We start from the raw sequence: 21090 nt of genomic DNA, 5'->3' as shown, positions 1-21090 counted from the left end.
CTATTTTATAAGTTGAATAAAATAACGTTTTAGAGAGATATTTGTTTCGTGGCATAAACAGGCAGTGTTATACTGGATTAAATAAGACATTATAAGCAAACTACACTATGGCAAGTACATTCAATTCAATTGGCGGCTCCAAACGTAGCCTCCATGTTCAAGTAGCAAGGGAAATCGCTCGTGGTATCCTGTCTGGTGAGCTGCCAGAGGGGTCTATCCTCCCTGGCGAAATGGCGTTGTGTGAGCAATTCGGAATCAGCCGCACAGCTCTACGCGAAGCAGTAAAACTACTCACTTCAAAAGGCTTGTTAGAGTCTCGCCCTAAAGTTGGCACTCGCATCATTGATCGCGCTTACTGGAACTTCCTCGATCCTCAACTGATTGAGTGGATGGACGGACTGGCAGACACCGACCAATTCTGTTTTCAGTTCTTGGGCCTACGTAAAGCTATTGAACCTGAAGCCTGTGCCCTTGCAGCAAAACATGCTACGGCTGAACAACGAATACAGCTGTCAGAAACCTTCCAACGAATGGTTGAAGTTGCGGAAGCTGATACCTTTGACCAAGCTAAATGGATGGAAGTGGACATGCAATTCCATAGCCTAATATTCAACGCAACGGGCAATGACTTCTACCTTCCGTTTGGCAACATCCTAACAACGATGTTTGTTAACTTTATTGCCCACTCGTCAGAAGAAGGCAGCACGTGTATCAACGAGCACCGTCAAATTTACGATGCCATTATGGCAGGCAATGCAGACAAAGCGCGTTCTGCTTCTGCTCAGCACCTAATGGCGCATAACCACCGCCTGCCAGAAGCAAGCTAAGCACGCTACTTCCTGCTTAAACCAGTTTAAATTCTAAAAGGCACGTCTATCGACGTAATGCTTGTAAGTTAAGAAGCATCTAACACGTTTTGGAGGGCCTGGTCGCATAGCGACTGGGCCTTCTTTTTACCGCTCTCGGATAGCTTCTAGCTCGCCTTTCTGGCAACGTAAAACTCTCAGCCATATCTAGGATATAGTTCATCACCTCTAGAATTCTTCCAGGTGCGACGGCAGGAAGGAGTTGTAACTGTCCTATTAAAAACAGCGAAGCTTGTTTAAAGCCTATCTGGTAAGGCATTACTTTGTTTTGGTCGTAGGCCATTTGGCACATTAAGAACCTAAGTAAGTTATAGGCCAACAACATTCCCTACAGTTCTTGTTCTATTAGCTCAGGCTTTTTACTTCTTAGAGTCAGGTTGTTTTGGAGCATGTATTGCTTCATTTCTCGATAGCCCAAGTCTATCTCCCATCGATGACCATAGAGCTCCGAGATATCTTTTCCTGGGTAGCGTAAAGGGTCAGTCATCGAGGTTAACAACCTTACCTCCTTGCCCTTAATAGTCTTAGTTATCAACCGAGCTTCTAGTGTTTCCGGTGCATCGTGCCACTTTTTCCTAGCTTGAGGGGATAGCTTTAATTCGACCAATTCTTGCCCACGCCCTAATTTACGGAGCGTTGTGTATTGGGCTCCTCTACGCATTGGAATAAGCCAATGTCTGTCTACCCCTGTTGTCTGCCAGCGGTGCAATAGTCCTAGGGCATAAAAACCTCTATCGAAGATAGTTAGGCTTTGGTCGGGAGAGTGTTCGATGAGTTTCGTAGTTAAGTCCACTTCGCTCTTTGACGTTGAATCGAACGATGCACTATTTACAAGGTGACTTGTCAGCTCCATATGGCAGACCATTCGGACCTGAGGGTATTCGGACGAGCACTTTTGATTCCGAGTTCGACTGAAGCGCTCATCATTATCTTTAGTATCAGGAGTTCGCCAGACGACGCCGTCGACTGCATGAAGTGTTAAACCATGCCAGTCTGGATGGGGCGTTTTGTCATTCCAGAGTTTCTGAGTTTGAGTAAAAACAGACTTCATGACATCGGAGCCCAGCCTTTGCCTTGCTTGGATTACTGCACTAGTAGCAACAAATGGCTTCTTGCCTGGGAGAAGAATGTCCAACTTCGAGACAACCTTCTCAATGGACAAGTGGCGATACAGAGACATCCCGATAACACTTCAAACCATCATTTCCATTGGTAACCTTCGTCTACGAATAGTCGAAATTCCGGTATCTTCCAAACACTGGGAAATGAGTTCTGGAGAAAGCAGATCAGATAAGCCCGAAAGTTGCTCTGCAGAGAAATGATGAACTTGGTTAAGAGCCTGTCCTAAAAACATAAAAAATCCGAGTGCATTGAATACACTCGGATTTTGACACTTTGAATGGATCGTTCAACCGATCATTTCGTTGTTAACTGATCGGCATTAGCCCATGCGGCCGCCTTTCTTGCATAAAAATAAGCTTCCTCCTTATTTTACAACTTGCATGACTAAGAGAATAGACATGAAAAAGACCCTTTTAGCCGGCCTAATCGCTACTTCTATTTTTGGCCTGACGGCTTGCTCTGCTCAACACACTGATCAAAGTCCTCAGACTGAACAAACTCAAGCCACCAACACAACGACTTCTGAAATATTGGTAACGGACATTACCCGTGACTACTTAATGGCGACCAACCGCCTAACAACCGTTGATGGTTTAAAACTGACCACCGCATCTGAAGCGGAAGTTCTTGAGCTTAAAGCTACAATCGAAAATGCACATGATGGTGACATTGTCACAATACCACCGAGAAAATACGCAGACCTTGGTGCTGTTACAGTGACCGCAAACAACCTAACAATCAAAGCTTACAGCGCTGGTGAAGCGTGGTTAACAGGTCTAGTACAGCTGGTTCTTGAAGGTGATGACATTACCGTAGACGGTTTGGTGTTCACTGAAGGTGGTCCGGCTGAACGCTTTGGCGCGATTCGAATGATGGGTGACCGAAACACGCTACAGAATTCCACCTTCTATTACTTCAATCACGATTACGAACATGAGCCAGATGAACGCCGCTCTGAATACCCTCGCTACCTATGGCTGTCGCTTTGGGGCAAAGATGGAAAAGTTCTTAACAACCGCTTTGAAGGTAAACAGAAACGTGGCACGCTGATTGGTGTTCAAAAGCCTGACGACACGGCAGATAACCACCTATTCGCCGATAATCTTTTCTTAGACCAGCAACAAAATCAGTTCAATGAACTCGATATCAAAGAAGCGATTCGAATTGGCGATTCTAAGTCTTCGCAGTTCCCTTCTCAGTCTCAGTTTGTTAATAACTTAATGATTAACATGGACGGCGAGCGCGAGCTTATCTCAATCAAATCCGGCGAAAATGTCATCGCCAACAACACCATCTTTGAAAGTGCCGCTTTAATTTCTTTGCGTCACGGTAAAGCCAATGTCGTCGACAGCAATGTTATATTGGGTAATGAGAAACGCCTGACAGGCGGTATTCGCATCTACGATGAAGATCATGTGATCTCAAACAACTATATTTCTGGCACGCGTGGCCGTGATGGATTGATCGAAGGTAATGCGGATTTGCGCGGCGGTGCTGTTATTAATACTGGCATCATTGATGTTGAAAACAACGAAGTGCTCGATCACGAGGTCCAAGGTAAAGAGCTAAACAAGCAGTCGACACCAAAGAACATCACCATCAACAATAACACTCTCATTGATACTGAGTGGGGCTTTGTTTACGGTAACCAAACCCACCGTGTTAGTTTGTTTAATAACGATATCGTTGAAACTATCTACACTGGCGTGAATGTAGACTTTGATTCCAACGTGATTGATAACACGCAAAACCCTGAGTTTGTTAGCGTACGTGCGACTTCCGACCACCCACTGGTTAATCCAAGCTACGCAAATGAGTTCTATGCAGGGGCAGTAACGGAAGCCGAGCAGCTTGGTGATTACTCAACTACCCTGCCGACTGTAACAACCGTTGGTGGTTTCAATAGCTACGAAGGCACGGGCGCGAATGTGGATGAACTGAGAATCATCACAGCCGAAACTGCAGGCCCAGATTATAAGTTAATTAATACTCAAAAGCTTAAGTAATCAAGGCCGCACTGAGGTTCTCTGGCAACTCACCGGAGAACCTTTATTAGCCTTACCACAACAATACAAGCGACTGAATTAAAACCAAACCCGACATAATACCTGTCACAATAGCGGGTACTGCATCTCGCCATGTGTCGAAACGTAAGTGAAAGAAGATCGCGCCTATCGATGTCACCAGAATCAAAGACGCACCCATCTCTTTCGCAAGGTTAAAGTTACTGCCGCTCAATGCTAGGATCAATAGCAGTGACGCCGATAGTTCAATTACTCCAACCAGCCCCATCATGCGACGGTTCAATCCATACTTTTCAAAGAACGCTAATTGAGTATCAAAAATGTACTTTTGCCAGCCCAACAACTTAATTGAACTTGCGAAGGTAAAAAACAGGATAAGAATAACGGTTAAGATCGGTGTTAAGTGAGACATAATGCGCTCCAAAATATGTGTTGCTTGAAACATGTCCACACTATAACTATTCCAATGACTACGATATACAACCTATAATGACTACTACCTAATCCATTTTGGAATAGATAATGACATGTATAGGTTGGCGATATGGACAAGATTGGTGCGATGCGTTTGTTTGTGAGAAGCGTTCAACTAGGAGGCTTTACTGCTGCTGCAGTGGAAAGCAATACAACGCAAAGTTCAGTGAGTAAGAAAATAGCTGCCCTTGAACAAAACCTTGGTGTTCCTCTGCTTTATCGAACCAGCCGCAAACAAGAACTGACTGACGCAGGCCGACGATACTTCGAATTCTCTCTTAAGTTTCTGGCCGAACTTGATAACATTGAAGGCGATTTATTAGATGAACAACAAACACTAAGCGGGAGACTGAATGTCTCGGCTCCAATCGCCTTCGGCCAAAGATTGTTGCCTGAAATCGTAGCGAGCTTTAATCAACAATACCCATTAATCAGCCTTAACCTGACGCTCAGTGATAAAATTTCCGACTTAGTTGCAGACGACATCGATATCGCAATAAGAGCACATAAACTTGAAGACTCGCAACTCAAGGCTCGCTACCTATTTGAAAACAAAGCCCTGACCGTTGCCTCCCCAAGCTATCTTGCCAAGTTTGGCACTCCTTCTCATCCAAACGACCTAGAAGCGCATCAGTGCTTGCTTTACGCTCTGTCCGACACGCAACATTTGTTCTTCAAAATAGACAATGAGATCACCAAGCAAAAAGTTAAGAGTCGTATTAGCAGCAACAATGCCGATACTTTGTTGAGTTTGTGCATAAAGGGGCTTGGAGTGGCCGCATTACCCAGTTGGATGGTCGAAGATGAGATTAAGAACAATCGCCTATCCACCATACTCGATGACTACAACGGCATGTCGCTACCAATGTACGCTATCTACAAACAATCCGACTACACGCCACTGCGAGTCCGCTATTTCATTGACCACCTCGTTCAATCTTGCGGGTTAATGTTTAATGAGAACTACTGAGCCCCTAATAGAGATTAGGGCTCAGTATTTAATCATTTTTCCAGTCAGCCGCATAAACGCGCATTAAGTTCCCAGCAAAAAAATCTAATATTTCATCGTGCTATCAAGCATATAATCTTAATCACGCTAAAGGACAAAAAAGACCCCACTAGATTCACTGGTGGGGTCTTTGTCATTAAATACTAATCCGATTACTTATATTCGTGGAATTTCTGCGCTAGGTATGGGTCCCACATTGCCGCTGTCGCGCTCATTACCATGTCTGCACCCATATCCAAACGGCGGTGAAGATCCTCAGCGTTCATCATGCCGCCAACCGAACAAATGACGAAATCGTCTTTCCATTTGGTACGCAGATCAATCAGATTTTGCGTCACTTCTTCTGCAAGGTTACCAATCGCGTAGCCACAAGTACCACTCGATAGACGACCTTCGCCCGGAAGTGCAGCCTTGCCGTCTGGAGTGATAACTTGACGTGGAATCGTGTTAATTGCCGCAAAGCCGTCGACGAATGGGCGATTAGCTTCAATTACTTTTTCTAACTGTTCTGCTGGCATCCAACCCAATTTGATGAGTAGCGGTGTGTCGCCAATCGACTCACGAATCTTCTTCGAAACGAGAGCAGAGTTTTCTGGGTCTGAGAAAAGCGCACCCTCTTTGCTGCCGCCAAGGTTAGGACAAGAGTAGTTTACTTCGATGACTTTGGAGCCTGCTTCTTTCGCCATTGCCGATACATAGCCGTAATCTTCAACTAAGTCGCGCTCTGCTAAACCGGGCGTACCGTTTACCGAAACGATCATAAGCTGGTTTTTACCCATCTTACGGTTGCCTTCTTCGATGTCTTTCATCCAAACAGAAGGGGCTAATGACGGAACACCGAATGAGTTAGTGATAGTGATTTGCTCATCCAATTGAGGGCGTAAACCTGGTTGAATCTCGGTGTTGATCTCACTATTAGTAAACTGCTTATCTGTATCTAGGAAAATACAGTTTGGTGCTGGATGGCAAGCACGCTCAACGCTTCGTACCGTTTTATAAACTGGAATATCAAAGCCTAGCTGCGCGTATACATCACACCAGTGGCTGTTTAGAAGCGGACCAGCAGGAACACCAAGGCGAGAGTTTACGTCGAAATCGAAAATTTTGTGCGTCTGTTTTACTGCGGGACGCGCGGGAATCTTAGCATCAAAGAACGGGCCGTTTTGATAGTTGTCCTCATAAGTTTTGAGAATGTCATAGAGTTCGAACTGAGTTGGTGTAGTCATCAGAAGCCTTTTCCTAAAATGTGCCAAAATATAACCAAGCTTCTTGTGGTCGCTTGGGCATTAAACTGCGCGGATTTTAACGTTTGCGTATTTTGTTGAAAATAGGCGCTAGGCCACTGATGACAGTATCGCTGAGTGAGATCAATTTGTTGGTAAATAAAGTGCGATTTCATCACTTTAATGGAAAACAAAAAGCCCCGTAAGCTATGCCAACGGGGCTTTTCAATCGATTATTTTCTAGCGATTACTTTTCAAGCATTTACTTTTCAAGCTTGGTGAAGTAATCGAAGATCACTGGTACGTCGTTTTGACCCATGCCAGCATCAACTGCTGCTTGTAGGCTCTTAGAAGTACCTTCAGCGATTAGAGACTCAGTGTCTAGCTCTTCACAAAGAGCATGGAAGTAACCAAGGTCTTGTTTGCGTTTGCAACAGAGAAACCTAGTTTCTCTTCGCCGTCTACTGCGTAGAACTTACAGAACTGCATGAACGGAGAGTTAGATGGACCTGCAGACATGATGTCGAACAGTTGTTGGCCATCAACACCCGCACGCTTAGCAACTGCGAATGCTTGAGACATAGTCGCAACTGTTGTCATACCCATGAAGTTGTTCACAAGCTTAGTTACGTGACCTGAGCCTAGTGCACCTAGGTGGAATACGTTTTCGCCTTGCTCGTCTAGAACTGGCTTAACTTTGTTGAACGTTTCGATGTCGCCCGCTGCCATGATGTTTAGTAGACCATCTTTAGCGTGAGCAGGAGTACGACCTAGTGGAGCGTCGATCATGCCCGCGCCTTTCTCAGCAAGAGCAGCACCGATTTTCTTAGTAGACGCTGGGATAGAAGTACCGAAGTCGATTAGCGTTGCGCCTTCTTTAATACCTGCAAGGATACCTTCCTCACCGTAAACAGTTTTCTCAACAACTTCAGACGTTGTTAGACATAGCATTACGATATCAGAGTTTTCCGCCAATTCCTTAGCTGTAGCTGGAGCTTTCGCACCGCGAGCAACACATGCTGCAACTGCGTCTGCATTTAGATCCATTACGTTTAGTTCGTATCCGCGGTTTTGAAGGTTCTCAACCATGTTGCCGCCCATAAGGCCAAGACCGATGAAACCGATAACTGGTTTAGTCATGTTTAACCCTCTTTAGATATTATTGTATGATCAATTAAGATGAGGAATACTGTGCATTTTTTAAAATTGCAAAACAAATTGAGCAAGTCAGTAAGAAACATGACTTACATCACTAGAAAAGCCGAATATCTTTGGTTATCTGCCTTAATTATAGGCGACTTGTTAAGGTTGAACGTGAGATTCATGAAAGTGTCAAGTTTAAGAACAGGGGCAATACCTGAGTTAAGTCCATGAAAAAAGCAGTCAATAAATGACTGCTTTTGTATGATTTGAAGTCGGTCGCTATTAGTTAACAGTAAAGAGGTAAAGCAACAAACTGTTATGTGACCGATTTTTCAGCCCTAGGGTTTTATAGGCGCAAGCTTTAGATAGGAATGCAGCTCACCATTTTTGTATTCGATAGCAGAATGAATGTTGAGCTCGCTGTTTTTCACCACGTAAAACGTGTAAGTGTTGTCACCTTTATGAATCTCAATCGCTAAAAAGCCTGACTCGATTCGCCAACTACCCACTGTTTTTAGGCGTTCAAACAAGGTGTACTCTTCCAATCGCCCATCTTGATGAAAGATGACTTCTGTTACATAGCCACCAGTACACGTTTTAATCCAGTGCGATGCGCTCACATCCTGACTTATAAACTCCCCTTTCTGTTTTTGCCATACGGTGAAAGTATCTTCATCAATTGTGGCTTTTGACAGCTCTGTATAGTCGAGAATGGGCACACCTTGGGTTTCTCTTAAAAAAAGCTGTTGGAGGATCTGTTCACTTTTCATAACTTGGCTCGCTATTCGAAAGGTTTCTTGTTGATGAATCTCAAACTGAATAGATAGATTCCATGAATAACAAACTTCATGAAATCAAAGGATTAAATTTCATCAATCTCTGAAGGAAAAGTTAGCTTTTCTTAAGAAATTTGTCGATATTTGAGGCATCAATTAGTGATATCCGCTAATCTAATAGTATTCGAAACACTTATATCAAAGCCTTTGTATAGTAATGAAAGACGACGATTTTAAGAAATCTACCTCCAACCTTAGAAAAGCGGTCCCGCTGATGATGAAAAATCATGTCGCGGCGACACCGGCAAACTACGCACTGTGGTATACATACGTCGACCAAGCGATTCCTAAGTTGAACCGTGAGATGGATGCTGTTCTTGAAAACTTTGGTGTTTGCCCACCAGCCACGAATGAAACCCTTTACAACGAATTTGTTGCTAGCCAAGCTGAAACTAATCTAAGCCAGCTCAAAGCCAATATGGAAATTTTGGTCACTGAAGTGGCCAGCTCCATGTCAGACACGCTCACTGACACCTCTCAATTTTCAGAGGTCATCGACAAAAGCTTTGCTGACCTTGAACGCGTTGATGGCGAGAGCATGTCATTAGAAGAAGTGATGACAGTTGTTCGCAAGCTTGTGGCAGAATCACGCGATATTCGCCACTCCACGCGTTACTTAAATAGCCAGCTCAACAATGCCAGCGAGGAAATCAGCCGCTTGAAGTCTCAACTGGCTGAAGTACAAAAAGATGCGTTGTTCGACAGTTTATCTAGCCTTTATAATCGACGCTCATTTAATAACGACTTAACCACCTTGTGTGAATCGGGGCAGAAGCTCTCGTTGATTCTTCTTGATATCGACCACTTCAAATCATTCAATGATACTTATGGCCATTTGTTTGGTGATACTGTTATCAAGAGCATCGCCAAGCGTCTTCAAACGAGCTGTCGAGAAGGCATTACAGCCTATCGTTTTGGTGGTGAAGAATTCGCTTTGATTGTGCCTAACAAGTCGTTGCGTATAGCAAGACAGTTTGCCGACACCTTACGACGTGGCGTAGAAAAGCTATCAATTAAAGACCGCCGTACGGGTGCCCAAGTCGGCAACATCACGGCATCATTTGGTGTGTGTGAATTCAATCAAGAAGAAAGTGCTGAAGAGCTGATTCAACGAACCGATGACTTGCTGTATGAAGCGAAGAACCTAGGTCGTAACCGAGTGATGCCACTTTAGGCCTCATACACTAATTAGTCATGTGAACCACTAAAAAGCCCTCGATATTTATCGAGGGCTTTGCTTATGTTCGTAGCAGTTAATCGCGCTTGGATTAACCGTCTGCGGTAATGCTTGCTATCAACTCTTGCTGTACTTGGCTCGCTTTATCGATCGCTACTTGGCAAGTACCTGCGGCCATATGGCCGCCACCACCATATTTAAGCATCAACTCACCTACATTGGTTTTTGAGCTTCGGTCGAAGATCGATTTACCCGTTGCGAACACAATGTTTTGTTTTTGGAAGCCCCACATCTTATGGATTGAAATATTACACTGTGGGAACAACGCATAAATAATGAAGCGGTTGCCTGCGTAAATAGTTTCTTCACCAGTCAAATCGAGTAAAACCAAATTGTCATGAAGTGTCGCACAGCGTTGGATCTGCTCTTTAAACTGAGTTTCATGTTCACGATACAGGGTAATTCTTTCCTGTACATCCGGAAGAGCTAAGATCTCTTCGATGGTGTGATTCTTACAGTAATCAATCAAATCCATCATCAGGTTGTAGTTTGAGATTCGAAACTCTCTGAAACGGCCTAAGCCCGTTCGCGCATCCATCAAAAAGTTCAACAAGTTCCAACCGGTGGAATCAAGCACTTCATCGCGAGAAAACTGCGCAGAATCCCCTTTGTCGACCGCTTCCATCATGCCAAGCCAACGCTCTGGAAAAACAGCGGTTCCACCATAATGCTCCCACACTACCCTAGCCGCTGACGGTGCATTTGGATCTAGGATGTGGTTTTTACGCTCACCTTGGTTGCGGATCATTTCCGACAAATGGTGATCAAAAATGAGGTGCGCTTGCTCAACATAGGGCAGGTTGGTGACAATATCATTGGAGGTAATTTCAACAATGCCATCTTGCATGTCTTTAGGATGAACAAATTTAATATCATTGATTAAATCGAGTTGCTTGAGTAGCACTGCACATACAAGGCCATCGAAGTCGCTGCGAGTGACGAGTCTATATTGCTGGTTAGACATTTAAATTCCTTTTTAGCTTGCGGTTCATGTCCATCGGAGAGGGCATTACATTTAGAATATCCTATTGATTTTATTTTAGACACTCGCCATTTTTTGACAAACTTAGAACAATAGTTTTGAGACATCATCTATACTTCCCCTATGCTACTCATTGAGTTTCTTGGAGAAAAAAATGAAAAAAACCTATCTATTGGCTATTTTGGGTGCCGCAGCGCTTGCTGGCTGTGTAAGTGACGGTGAAGATTCTCGCGAATACACATCGTTAACAAACCCTGCTTCTGTCTTTTGTGTGCAACAAGGCGGTGAGCTAGAGATGGATACAATGAACGACCGACGTATGACTTACTGCGTGACCGAAGACGGAGAAGGTGAAAAAGAACGCGTTGAGCAATGGGAGTACTACCGCGCACATCATGAGAACAAAGAAGCAGAATAGTATCGCTTTAACTGTTCACAAGTAATACATCAATAAGGGGCTTAGGCCCCTTTTTTAGTATGCGGTTTGGGGTCTTGGGCGGCTCACTGAGTCTCAGGATCAAGCTTGCGATTAAGCTGAGTTAGTAGCGGGTGAAGTCGCGCTAACTGTTTACGAATCACTGTCAAAGGCTGGTTTTCATCTGATTCGATGACGCACTGTTCTAGCATCTCTAAGTCTTTATACAACCACTCAAATTTTGGGCATACTTGAATATCTTCGCGAGCTTGTTCAATCGCGCTCAATGCTCGACGTTGAGGCTCAACGATCACATCAGACAAAGGGCGTTCAAACACTTGGGCGCAAACGCCTTCAAGATAGACTCGATATGTTGTTAGCTCATCCATCAACAAAAACAAGTTCGCTTTTAATCCGTGGTGTGGATACGGAATCAGTACGTGATCTTCTGTATCTAGAGAAATGTTGACGGTTACACCCTCTTGCTGGCACCGCGTCTGCAACAGCCTCAACAGCCCCTGCTCGTCCAATAAGATTTGAATCTCAAAGATGCGTTTGAGATGGTAATCGTTAGAGACGAAAATAACATCAAGCTCGCCGCCCTTTGCAATAAGGCCGCTAGACACCAGCATTTTCGCGCCATTTTGAATGTTCTGAACTGTATTGGTGGATTGTTCTTCTAGGATGATATGACTTTCTGGGAAACCTAGTTCACTCGTTGCCTCACACTCTATCAAACGCTCTAAATAGTCGTCATACATCACTCTTGCCTCTGAGCGAGTATTATCATCAGTGATACCGCCACAAAACATCAAAGCCGTTTCATCCACCTTCAATGACGTGTGTTGAAGAAAACTGACCAGTCCATCGACGCGAGTTTTACCCTCTAATGTCAGGACATTGTTTTGCAATCGCTTACCTAAAATGATGACAACTTGACGGATACTCATCTCTTACTCACTAAATGAAGGCTCTTTAACTAAACGCTCATTAGCTAAAGGGTCATTAACTAAAGAATCATTAACTGAATGACTCAATTACTAAAAACTCAATAACTAAACTATGCGCTATAATTTTTACACAGACAGACCAATAAACATACCAAATGAAATAGGTATCGTGTTGTTTTAACAGCAGTGTTTAGCGAGCTGCATTGACGGCAAGTTTACCATAGAGCATCGATGACATAGGCGGTTTTATGCTTTCAATTTTCGACATTTTCAAGATTGGCGTTGGCCCTTCAAGTTCTCATACCAATGGGCCAATGATCGCGGGTTATCAATTCACTCGATTGCTAGGGACTCAGATTAACCGTGTACAACGCGTTCAAGTCGATCTGTATGGCTCGCTCTCTTTGACTGGTAAAGGTCACCATACCGATCGTGCCGTAATTCTAGGTTTGCTTGGTAATATGCCCGACACCATCAAGGTGACCAGCGCCAATGAAGCCATGCAAAGTGCTATTGATGACGGCAAACTCGTGCTGGCTAGTGCCCATACCATCGACTTTAGTTACGAGTCTGACATCTTGTTTAACCCAGACAACCTTCCCATGCACGAAAATGGCATGAGAATTACCGCCTTCGACAGCATGGGCTCAAAGGTGGCGGAAGAAACCTACTACTCAATCGGTGGCGGGTTTATCGCGACCGAGAAAGAGCTTAGGGAAGGATCTTCGCAAGAGCCAACCCAAGTCGCCTACCCGTTTACTTCGGCGGAAGAGATGCTCACAGCCGCAGAGGCCAACGGTTTAAGCCTCGGCGGTATGATTTTACAAAATGAACTCAGCTTTAATGAGATGGAGCAGATCAATCAACGCGCCAATCAGATTTGGAAAGTGATGTCGCTTTGTATGCAAAGAGGCTTTGACACCGAAGGTATTCTTGACGGAGGTTTGAATGTGACTCGACGCGCGCCAAACTTGCTCAAAAAACTCGAAGCAAACGCGTCAATTGAGAATGACCCAATGGAAGTCATGGATTGGATCAACCTATTCGCCTTTGCGGTAAGTGAAGAAAATGCCGCCGGCGGACAAGTGGTTACGTCTCCGACTAACGGTGCGGCAGGCGTCATTCCCGCGGTACTCATGTACTACCACAAGTTCATTAAGGAGCTCGATACCAAACAGCTTAAAGATTTTCTCGCGGTTGCAGGCGCGATTGGCATTTTGTACAAAACCAATGCCTCGATCAGTGGCGCAGAAGTGGGCTGCCAAGGTGAAGTTGGGGTCTCCTCTTCCATGGCGGCTGCAGGTTTAACGGCGCTGCGCGGTGGCAGCAATGAACAAATGTGCATCGCTGCTGAAATAGCAATGGAGCACTCGCTCGGTATGACATGCGACCCCATCGGAGGCTTGGTTCAAGTCCCATGCATTGAACGTAATGCCATGGGCGCGGTTAAAGCCATTAACGCCTCTCGAATGGCCTTAAAACGTACCAGTAAATGCTTAATCTCCCTCGATAAAGTCATCGAAACTATGTATCAAACGGGCAAGGACATGAACAAAAAGTATCGAGAGACCTCTCTCGGTGGTCTTGCCATGATTCACCTTGCCCCGCCTTGTGAATAGCTTTTGGTGAGTGTGATATAACAGCCAAGAAAGCACGGACTGTTATGATTTGACTCAAATTTGGTCGATGTTTGCCAACAAAGACTCTGCTCTGTCTAAAATGGCGCGCTTGTCAGAGTCTGCCACCTTTTCCCACTGGCGATACATCATCCCCATGCGTGGATTGTTGGAGAACTTGTCTTGATGCGTTTCGATAAAGCGCCAATACAGACTGTTAAACGGACACGCATCTTGAGACGTTTTCTCCTTGACGTTGTAGTGACACCCTTTGCAATAGTCGCTCATTTTGTTGATGTAATTGCCGCTCGCCGCGTAGGGTTTGGTCGCAATCATCCCGCCGTCTGCGTGAAGAGCCATTCCTCGGGTGTTAGGCGCTTCTACCCACTCGATAGCATCAATGTAAATCCCGAGATACCAATCATCCACTTGTTGCGGCTCAACCCCCGCCAGTAAGGTGAAATTACCCGTCACCATTAATCGCTGGATATGATGCGCATACGCGTATTCCAACGACTGATCAATGGCTTGTTTCATACAGGACATCTTCGTGTCCCCCGTCCAAAAGAACGATGGTAAGTCGCGTGTCGCGTTAAGTTCATTAAGCGTCATATAGTTTGGCATATTGGCCCAATAGACCCCTCGGACGTATTCACGCCAACCTAATATTTGCCTTACGAATCCTTCAATTTGTGCGAGGTCAATTGAAGGTGACGCATTGTAGTAGGCCGACATGGCGCTATGAATAACCTGCATCGGATGAAGCATTTTGCTGTTCAGGGCGAACGACAACCGAGAGTGATATAAGCTCCATTTATGTTCGATTTGATCTGTCATGGCATCTTGAAACACGCCAAATCGTGGTAGGCATACAGTGCAGAAGTGATTCAGTAGATCTACGGCTTGGCGTCGATTTACAGGCCAGAGTATCTCATCACCGCACTCTCCAATCGTGAGCACATTATGACGAACTAATCGATCTTTTATCGCAGCAACTGGGGTGGAGAACACAAGAGGTGCTGGAATTTTAGCAATGTCACCGGTTTTAAGCTTGCTGCGGTTTTGATGATCGTAGTTCCACTTTCCGCCTAACGGCTTTCCGTCTTCCATCAACACGTCAAAACGCTTGCGCATTTTACGATAAAACGACTCCATCAAATTATGCTTACCTGCTTTGAATTCTTGATCGATCTCTTCAAAGGGCAGCAAAAAATGCTCTGTGTCGAATTCAAACACATCAAAAGTAGCATTATTTGCATTGTTTGAAGTCATCGAGCGCATCTGCTGTAAGAGACGATATTCATCGGGCCGTTGGTATTGGAAGACGACAGCGCCAAATCGGCTACGTAGATGACTGATAAGATGGGTCAAATCCTCATATTCGCTTGTGTCATCTAGTGTTAGATGAAGCACTTGGTGACCTGTCTTTTCCAAAGCTGTGGCAAAGTTTTCCATCGCTGCGAAGAAAGCGCATAGCTTTTGGATATGATGCTTGGCATAGTCTGTCTCTTGTTTTAACTCTGCTATCACGTAAATGGTGTCTGCTCTTGGCTCTTTATACCAGGAGTGGGAAATATTGAGCTGATCACCAAGCACAAGTCGAATGCGGTCAAACTGTTTTCCTTCCAAATCAGATAGCTTCATTGGCACTCTCCTAACCAACGGTTGGTATAGCGGTTTTCGGGATCGTAAATCTCTGCTTGTTTTTGTAAGTTGAAGTGCCTTTTCTGCCTTTGGTCTGCCCCCACTCCCGCCAGGTATTGCCAATTCCCCCAATTGCAACCGACATCATAATCAATCAACAGATACTCAAAATAAAGAGCCCCATAGCGCCAATCTAACCCGAGCTCATTGACTAAACAGCTCGCCACTAACTGTCGCCCTCTATTGGAAAGGTAGCCCGTTTCATTAAGTTGAGTCATGCAAGCATTTACGATTGGATATTGCGTTTGACCTTTCATCCAACTCTCTAGGGCCTGAGGGCAATGGTTGGTGTCTGGTGAATTGTCTTTAATGCCTTCGTAGGCAAAGAGTTTGTGTCCGTGACTATGGGCATACCATTGGAAATACTCTCGCCATAACAACTCAAACATGATCCATTCCGTAGACTCGTTTCTGCCAAACTTAATTTCAAAGCGTTTGAGATAGTCCACTATGGTTCGAACCGATAAGCACCCCAATGCTAGCCAAGGAGAGAATTTGGTTGAAAAGTCCCATCCGTCTAGATCGTTTCGGGTTTGTTTGTAGCTCAGTGGCCAAGAGCCTGAGAAATATTGCTTCAGATGAATGAGCCCTTCGCTCTCACCACCAATGAAGGGAGAGGTATTATCCGCACAAACCCAGTCTATCGATTCAATCGCTTGAATTGGTGAAGGTGGCAGTGACTCAATATCGGCTAATGGCTCGCAAATCTCTAGAGCTTCCATATCGCGCCTAAACTTCGAAAACGAGGCAGGAAGATCGTTTAATTCGAATGGGAGTTCGTCTTTTGCAAACAGAGTGTGGCTCGGAGTCGTTTCAAACTGCACATTAGGGTGGCTGTTTACAAGCTTTTGCCAGAGGTTGTTTTCGTCACAGCCCGCGTTTTCACTTCGGAACACATGCGTGATTGCGTGTCGAGAAATCAATTCGCTCACAGAATGCAAGCTAATGTACTCTTCACACAGTAATGGGTGGCCTATTTCTGCCATCGAATCGTATAACGCTTTAACAGATTGCTGAAAGAAAGCATCTCGATTGCGACCATAAACTAAACGCCCAACGAATGGCGGTTGGTTGTATTGGCTGACCCATTTACCCGCGGCACACAGCAGTGAATCACTCATTGCCGACGCCCGTGCTAAAGCAGAGTTGTCGTGTAGACGAAGATCATTGCAAAACAAAAACAATCCTTTGACCATTGCTCGCTCTCCCATTATTAGAAATTGTAACGGCAATACGCACTACTCTTGTTTTTGGCTCACTGAAAAAGTTGGGTAAAGGTATGAAAGTTGAACGATTTAATGATCGATTACTTATCAATTATCGTTCTGTATTTAAACAGTTAAATTAGACGCACTTTGCAAGGCGGACTCTTGGGCTCTTCACATCGGTAATCATGGACAGAGTTTCAGCAAAGGCAAAGTGGCAAACAAAAAAGAGGCATCACATGAAGGTATTAGTGTTGGGAGCGAGCGGCGGTATTGGCTCGGCAATGGTGAAATTGCTTGAGTCGACCGAACCTGAATGGGAAGTACATGCTACGTATAATAACAATGCGTTTTCCACTGCCTGTCAAAATACCTTTTGGCACCCTCTTGATGTGACGAGCGAGCACGAGGTCAAAGCGCTTGCGGCCCAAATAGGCCACATAGATTGGATCATTAATGCAGTCGGGATGCTTCACAATAGCGATTTCACGCCTGAAAAGCGCCTCAAACAGACGAGCAGCGAGCAGTTTATGGCGTCTATGCAAGTTAATGCCCTACCCACTCTGCTGCTCGCCAAACACTTTGAATCAAATCTCAAGAAGAGTGAACAGCCACGTTTAGTCACCGTGTCTGCTCGTGTTGGTAGCATTGAGGACAATCGCCTCGGTGGCTGGTACAGCTATCGTGCGTCTAAATCAGCGCTCAATATGTTGATTAAAACGATCAGTATTGAATGGGGACGGACTTTCAAAAAGGCTGCCATATTCGCTTTTCACCCCGGCACCACTGATACATCCCTGTCAAAACCTTTCCAAGCCAACGTGCCGGAAGGAAAACTCTTTACACCAGCTTATGTGGCGCAATGCCTGATATCTCAAATAGAAAAAAGCTGCCTTCAGAATGAAAGCAACTTTAACGGTAAGTTTTTGGCCTATGACGGCAGCGAAATACCTTGGTGACAACTCTGATAAGAATCGTCTTTATGATCATCGCTTTTGACGGTTACGACGACATCGCTCAGAGCAGTACTTCACTTCGTCCCAACATTTCTCCCATTTCTTACGCCAGTCAAACGACCGCTGGCAAACTAGGCAAGTCTTGCTCGGGAGGTGTGCTTTCTTCATGAATAAAGGTTCCTTATTCTGCCATTCCAAACGAGACTGTGTTTTTAACTCTGCGCTGCTCGAGTTGGCATTGTGCATATTGGTTTGCTCTTAATTTGAAACAATACGAGCAAGGCCAAAGAAAGGATGAGTCCTGCCAAACTCACGTAAAGTGCACTGTAGTAGTTGTACATTTCACCGATCACGCCCACAGCTAAGCTCGATACAAGAGTACTCACACTCAACATGTTTGAGAAAAGTGTTGATGCTGTACCCAAACGATCTTTCATCATATCTTGCAGAGCGACCATGCCGATAGTCGCCCACACACCGATAAAGAACCCGTTAAACACCTGAGCGAACAGCATGGCGATGAAACTGGTTTGCGATAGCATGACTAAGAAGAACATCACGCCGCTTAACGCCCCAAGAATCATCAGCTTCACAGCCCCCAATCGGTTTGCCAAAGGGCCCGCCGTTAACATGACTGGGATCTCGCAGGCTGCCGCCATACCAAACAACAATCCAAGCCAACTAGGGTTCACCATCAACTCTTGAGATAAATAGAGCGGCATACTAGTGATGTACAAGTTGTTTGCACCAAACGCACACACCAAGATAACACAGTAAAGTATCACCCTTGCGCCTAACGGCTTGCTCACTTCCGACGCTTCTGACTTCTCTTTTTTCGTAACTACTTGGCTTGGGACAAATTTCATTACCAGTAAAATACCGGCCAACACAGTAACTGATGAAACAGCAAAAGCCGCGCTGAATCCGAATTTAGCATTCAACATAAACGCAATTGGCGGGCCGAATACCCATGCAATGGCAAGTCCTGCACGCATCACAGCCAAAAAGCTCGCGCTGTTGTTTACATAACGATCACCGTATTCGCGCCCGAGCGCAAACAACTGACCAAACGCTGCCCCACTCACGCTACCAAAGATTACAACTAAGGCAACCGCTGTCCAGTAGTCTCGAATAAATATAAAGCTCGTGACCGTGACAAAGTAACTTGTCAACGATACAACAAGTATCGTTTTACGATTCCAGTTCTTGTCGGATTGCTTTGCTATGAAATGCGAAACGGCTACTGAACTACCCACTGCAGCGACCATATACACACTCAACATCATCGGGCTGGCACCAAGCTCTTGAACTATGAACAAGCTCGACAATGGATAGAAGAATGCGCCACATAAACCACAAATAAATGAGATGCACACGAACAGTAGTGCTGTTTTGTCTTTAAACATGCGACGCCTCCAAATTGATTAATTACGCTGTTTGTTAGGGAGGGTATGTTAATGAATCCATTCGATATGCAATGATGATATTCAAGCCGATTTTGATACTTTTCTGTCAACGTTGATATTATTTTTTGACAGTTAAGTAGCATCATCGTAATTTTCATACTCAATAAACTGAGACTTACCGATGAACTGAGAGCCTAGTATGAAGCCGTTTAAAGAAAATGTGGTGACTGAATCAAACTTCGATTGGCTCCACCGGGAGTATGAATGCCGCGTTCGAAAAGACGAGTTCACCTGCTCATGGCACTACCATGCTGAATATGAGTTAGTGTTGTACCTAGATCCTAAGCATGCTTTCAAAGGTAACTATTACGCAGGTGACGCCATTGGCCCTATCACCCATAACTCTCTCCTTTTGTATGGCCCTGGTTTACCGCACATGCTTGCTGGCAGTTTTGGTTCTGATGATTCAGAAATCGTCGAAGATCATCAGACTATTATTCTGTGGTTCTCGCACCAATGGCTTGTTCGTCTCCAAGCACTAATCCCTGAAGCTAGGCAACTTAAACGCTTATTAGAGAACTCGGCCTACGGCTTATCCTTTAGCCCTGAGACCATCGCCAAGGTGGCCTCTACCATGAAAGAGATGGGCCCTATGAGCCGACAATACCAAGCGGCTAAGGTAATTGAGATATTAGTTACGCTGTCTGATGACCACAAGGTACAAAAGTTGGCTTCGTCCCCCTACTACATTAAGCCGCCGTCAGAAGACACCGAGCACAATCAGCGCATTGAACGCGCGTCGCGATACATCGAAAAGCACTATGGCGAACCCATCAAAATCGTCGATGTTTGTAAACTACTGCACATTAGCGAAAGCTCAGCCTATCGCCTATTTGAAAAGCACTATGGCGTTAGTTTTTCAGATCATTTGAAGCAATACCGTGTTGGTAAAGCGTGCGAACTTTTAGCCAGCACTCAATACCCAATTGCCCTCGTTGCCGAGAAAACTGGCTTCAACAATCTTTCAAACTTCAACCGCCAATTCAAAGGCCTTAAAGATATGACTCCGACCCAGTTTAGAAGGCAGTTTAACTGAGTTGATGAGGCTGAGACTTAACTGTATAAGTAAACAGTTCCATTAACTTTCCCAACGATTCCGAGTTAACGATCACTTTGACGCCTATCCCGCTATGGATTGCGCTTCGTCGCAACTATTCTTTTCGGTATTTCATTGAGTTACAGACAAGGTTATCTTAGTTTAAATGCATGAAAAATGACTGTACGGTTTGGGATAGACAAACTCGAAGACGTATAGATAGCGTTATGTTCTATCAATAAAATCAGTGTATTACTATAGTAGTTCAGCCCTTACCCCTTCCCTTCTCGGCAATTTGAGTTCGCAAAAGGCTATGGTTGGACAACTATTCTTTGGCGATTTTAGTTCTTCATTATTGCCTCATTTGAAGCCTAAGTGGGTGCTTAAATATCGGTAGTGCCACTAAAAATCAGCGCACTTGGTGGTCACACTAGTGAGTACTGTGATGACACTCTTAAAACTCAATAGGCATCGCTGCTTAGTGCCAAACAAGTCTGCTGCCTGTGGTAAAACATAACAAGTTGTTCAACAGGGACAAAAAACGCATGCCATTTTCCGCTTCGCTTCAAAGTATGGCACACTGGTTTTTTGCCCGTTAACAAGGCGTTATGTAACAGGCTGATTTTCTATGTTGTTTAGCCTTTCGACATGCCAGACTTCTTCTCAATTATTGGTTTTCTGGCTCTGCGCTTTTGTTGGGCTTCTTCACAATGATTCATGGTCAACTAAAGCGCATCTCACTTGGTTAACTCATTTCGGCTTGCTTGTCTGGTTCAAAATCCGAGTCACTCGCTGAAAATCGCTGGCCTGAAATCGTTGTAATTCT

The 21090-nt window shown here is 44.7% G+C and carries 17 protein-coding genes and 2 pseudogenes; 8 read left to right on the top strand and 11 right to left on the bottom strand.

Annotation, left to right across the window (positions count from 1 at the left end):
• The first annotated feature begins 107 nt into the window (after positions 1 to 107).
• Positions 108 to 827, top strand: a complete 720-nt coding sequence (locus UA76_RS19365) for a FadR/GntR family transcriptional regulator (RefSeq protein ID WP_047049542.1) — start codon at positions 108 to 110, stop codon at positions 825 to 827.
• 79 nt (positions 828 to 906) lie between these two features.
• Here UA76_RS19365 and UA76_RS19360 read toward each other — a convergent pair.
• Positions 907 to 2220, bottom strand: a pseudogene (locus tag UA76_RS19360) (IS4 family transposase).
• A gap of 166 nt (positions 2221 to 2386) precedes the next feature.
• Here UA76_RS19360 and UA76_RS19355 point away from each other — a divergent pair.
• A complete protein-coding gene (locus tag UA76_RS19355) occupies positions 2387 to 3994 on the top strand; it encodes a polysaccharide lyase 6 family protein (protein WP_047049541.1) in 1608 nt (535 codons plus the stop codon).
• Between the two features lie 52 nt (positions 3995 to 4046).
• On the opposite strand, the gene UA76_RS19350 is transcribed toward UA76_RS19355, so the two are convergent.
• Positions 4047 to 4424 (bottom strand): DoxX family protein, encoded by a 378-nt coding sequence (locus UA76_RS19350; RefSeq protein WP_047049540.1) that lies wholly within the window; start codon positions 4422 to 4424, stop codon positions 4047 to 4049.
• Between the two features lie 132 nt (positions 4425 to 4556).
• Here UA76_RS19350 and UA76_RS19345 point away from each other — a divergent pair, with 132 nt between their 5' ends.
• Complete coding sequence (locus UA76_RS19345) at positions 4557 to 5456, top strand: LysR family transcriptional regulator (protein WP_047049539.1); 900 nt, start codon at positions 4557 to 4559, stop codon at positions 5454 to 5456.
• 191 nt (positions 5457 to 5647) lie between these two features.
• Here UA76_RS19345 and UA76_RS19340 read toward each other — a convergent pair whose 3' ends face one another.
• From UA76_RS19340 to UA76_RS19330, 3 genes and pseudogenes are all read right to left on the bottom strand, one after another.
• Positions 5648 to 6721 carry a beta/alpha barrel domain-containing protein gene (locus UA76_RS19340; protein ID WP_047049538.1) on the bottom strand — a complete coding sequence of 358 codons (1074 nt, stop codon included), beginning with the start codon at positions 6719 to 6721 and terminating at the stop codon, positions 5648 to 5650.
• A 259-nt stretch (positions 6722 to 6980) separates the two neighbouring features.
• Positions 6981 to 7858 (bottom strand): annotated as a pseudogene (locus tag UA76_RS19335) (NAD(P)-dependent oxidoreductase).
• A gap of 341 nt (positions 7859 to 8199) precedes the next feature.
• Entirely contained in the window at positions 8200 to 8631 is a 432-nt protein-coding gene (locus tag UA76_RS19330; RefSeq protein ID WP_047049536.1) for a hypothetical protein, read from the bottom strand.
• A gap of 223 nt (positions 8632 to 8854) precedes the next feature.
• On the opposite strand from UA76_RS19330, the gene UA76_RS19325 reads away from it, so the two are divergent.
• Entirely contained in the window at positions 8855 to 9871 is a 1017-nt protein-coding gene (locus UA76_RS19325; RefSeq protein WP_047049534.1) for a GGDEF domain-containing protein, read from the top strand.
• 94 nt (positions 9872 to 9965) lie between these two features.
• On the opposite strand, the gene UA76_RS19320 is transcribed toward UA76_RS19325, so the two are convergent.
• A complete protein-coding gene (locus tag UA76_RS19320) occupies positions 9966 to 10898 on the bottom strand; it encodes an exopolyphosphatase (protein WP_047049533.1) in 933 nt (310 codons plus the stop codon).
• A gap of 172 nt (positions 10899 to 11070) precedes the next feature.
• Here UA76_RS19320 and UA76_RS19315 point away from each other — a divergent pair, with 172 nt between their 5' ends.
• Positions 11071 to 11334, top strand: a complete 264-nt coding sequence (locus UA76_RS19315) for a putative hemolysin (RefSeq protein WP_047049531.1) — start codon at positions 11071 to 11073, stop codon at positions 11332 to 11334.
• A gap of 83 nt (positions 11335 to 11417) precedes the next feature.
• On the opposite strand, the gene UA76_RS19310 is transcribed toward UA76_RS19315, so the two are convergent.
• Positions 11418 to 12281 carry a YdcF family protein gene (locus UA76_RS19310; RefSeq protein WP_047049529.1) on the bottom strand — a complete coding sequence of 288 codons (864 nt, stop codon included), beginning with the start codon at positions 12279 to 12281 and terminating at the stop codon, positions 11418 to 11420.
• 248 nt (positions 12282 to 12529) lie between these two features.
• Between UA76_RS19310 and UA76_RS19305 the strand changes: the two genes are divergently transcribed.
• Positions 12530 to 13900 (top strand): L-serine ammonia-lyase, encoded by a 1371-nt coding sequence (locus UA76_RS19305; RefSeq protein ID WP_047049528.1) that lies wholly within the window; start codon positions 12530 to 12532, stop codon positions 13898 to 13900.
• Between the two features lie 54 nt (positions 13901 to 13954).
• Here UA76_RS19305 and UA76_RS19300 read toward each other — a convergent pair whose 3' ends face one another.
• Both UA76_RS19300 and UA76_RS19295 read right to left on the bottom strand, forming a co-directional pair.
• Positions 13955 to 15541 carry a cryptochrome/photolyase family protein gene (locus UA76_RS19300; protein ID WP_047049527.1) on the bottom strand — a complete coding sequence of 529 codons (1587 nt, stop codon included), beginning with the start codon at positions 15539 to 15541 and terminating at the stop codon, positions 13955 to 13957.
• The gene (locus UA76_RS19295) at positions 15538 to 16797 is read right to left on the bottom strand and encodes a DASH family cryptochrome (RefSeq protein WP_047049526.1); all 1260 of its coding nucleotides are present in this window, start codon (positions 16795 to 16797) and stop codon (positions 15538 to 15540) included. Before UA76_RS19295 ends, UA76_RS19300 begins: the two co-directional genes overlap by 4 nt.
• A 248-nt stretch (positions 16798 to 17045) precedes the next feature.
• Here UA76_RS19295 and UA76_RS19290 point away from each other — a divergent pair, with 248 nt between their 5' ends.
• Positions 17046 to 17765 carry an SDR family oxidoreductase gene (locus UA76_RS19290; RefSeq protein WP_047049609.1) on the top strand — a complete coding sequence of 240 codons (720 nt, stop codon included), beginning with the start codon at positions 17046 to 17048 and terminating at the stop codon, positions 17763 to 17765.
• Positions 17766 to 17792: 27 nt separating this feature from the next.
• Here UA76_RS19290 and UA76_RS23210 read toward each other — a convergent pair whose 3' ends face one another.
• On the bottom strand, positions 17793 to 17930 hold the full coding sequence (locus UA76_RS23210; protein WP_075202605.1) for a DUF2256 domain-containing protein: 138 nt from the start codon (positions 17928 to 17930) through the stop codon (positions 17793 to 17795).
• Positions 17931 to 17974: 44 nt separating this feature from the next.
• Positions 17975 to 19168 (bottom strand): sugar efflux transporter, encoded by a 1194-nt coding sequence (locus UA76_RS19285; protein WP_047049523.1) that lies wholly within the window; start codon positions 19166 to 19168, stop codon positions 17975 to 17977.
• A 199-nt stretch (positions 19169 to 19367) separates the two neighbouring features.
• Between UA76_RS19285 and UA76_RS19280 the strand changes: the two genes are divergently transcribed.
• Positions 19368 to 20264 carry a helix-turn-helix domain-containing protein gene (locus UA76_RS19280; protein WP_047049522.1) on the top strand — a complete coding sequence of 299 codons (897 nt, stop codon included), beginning with the start codon at positions 19368 to 19370 and terminating at the stop codon, positions 20262 to 20264.
• The last annotated feature ends 826 nt before the right edge of the window (positions 20265 to 21090 follow it).

It is taken from the genome of Vibrio mexicanus (assembly GCF_001012815.1).
GTDB lineage: Bacteria > Pseudomonadota > Gammaproteobacteria > Enterobacterales > Vibrionaceae > Vibrio > Vibrio mexicanus.
Note: the sequence above shows the minus strand (reverse complement) of the source record. Positions and strands in the feature narration are given on the sequence as shown.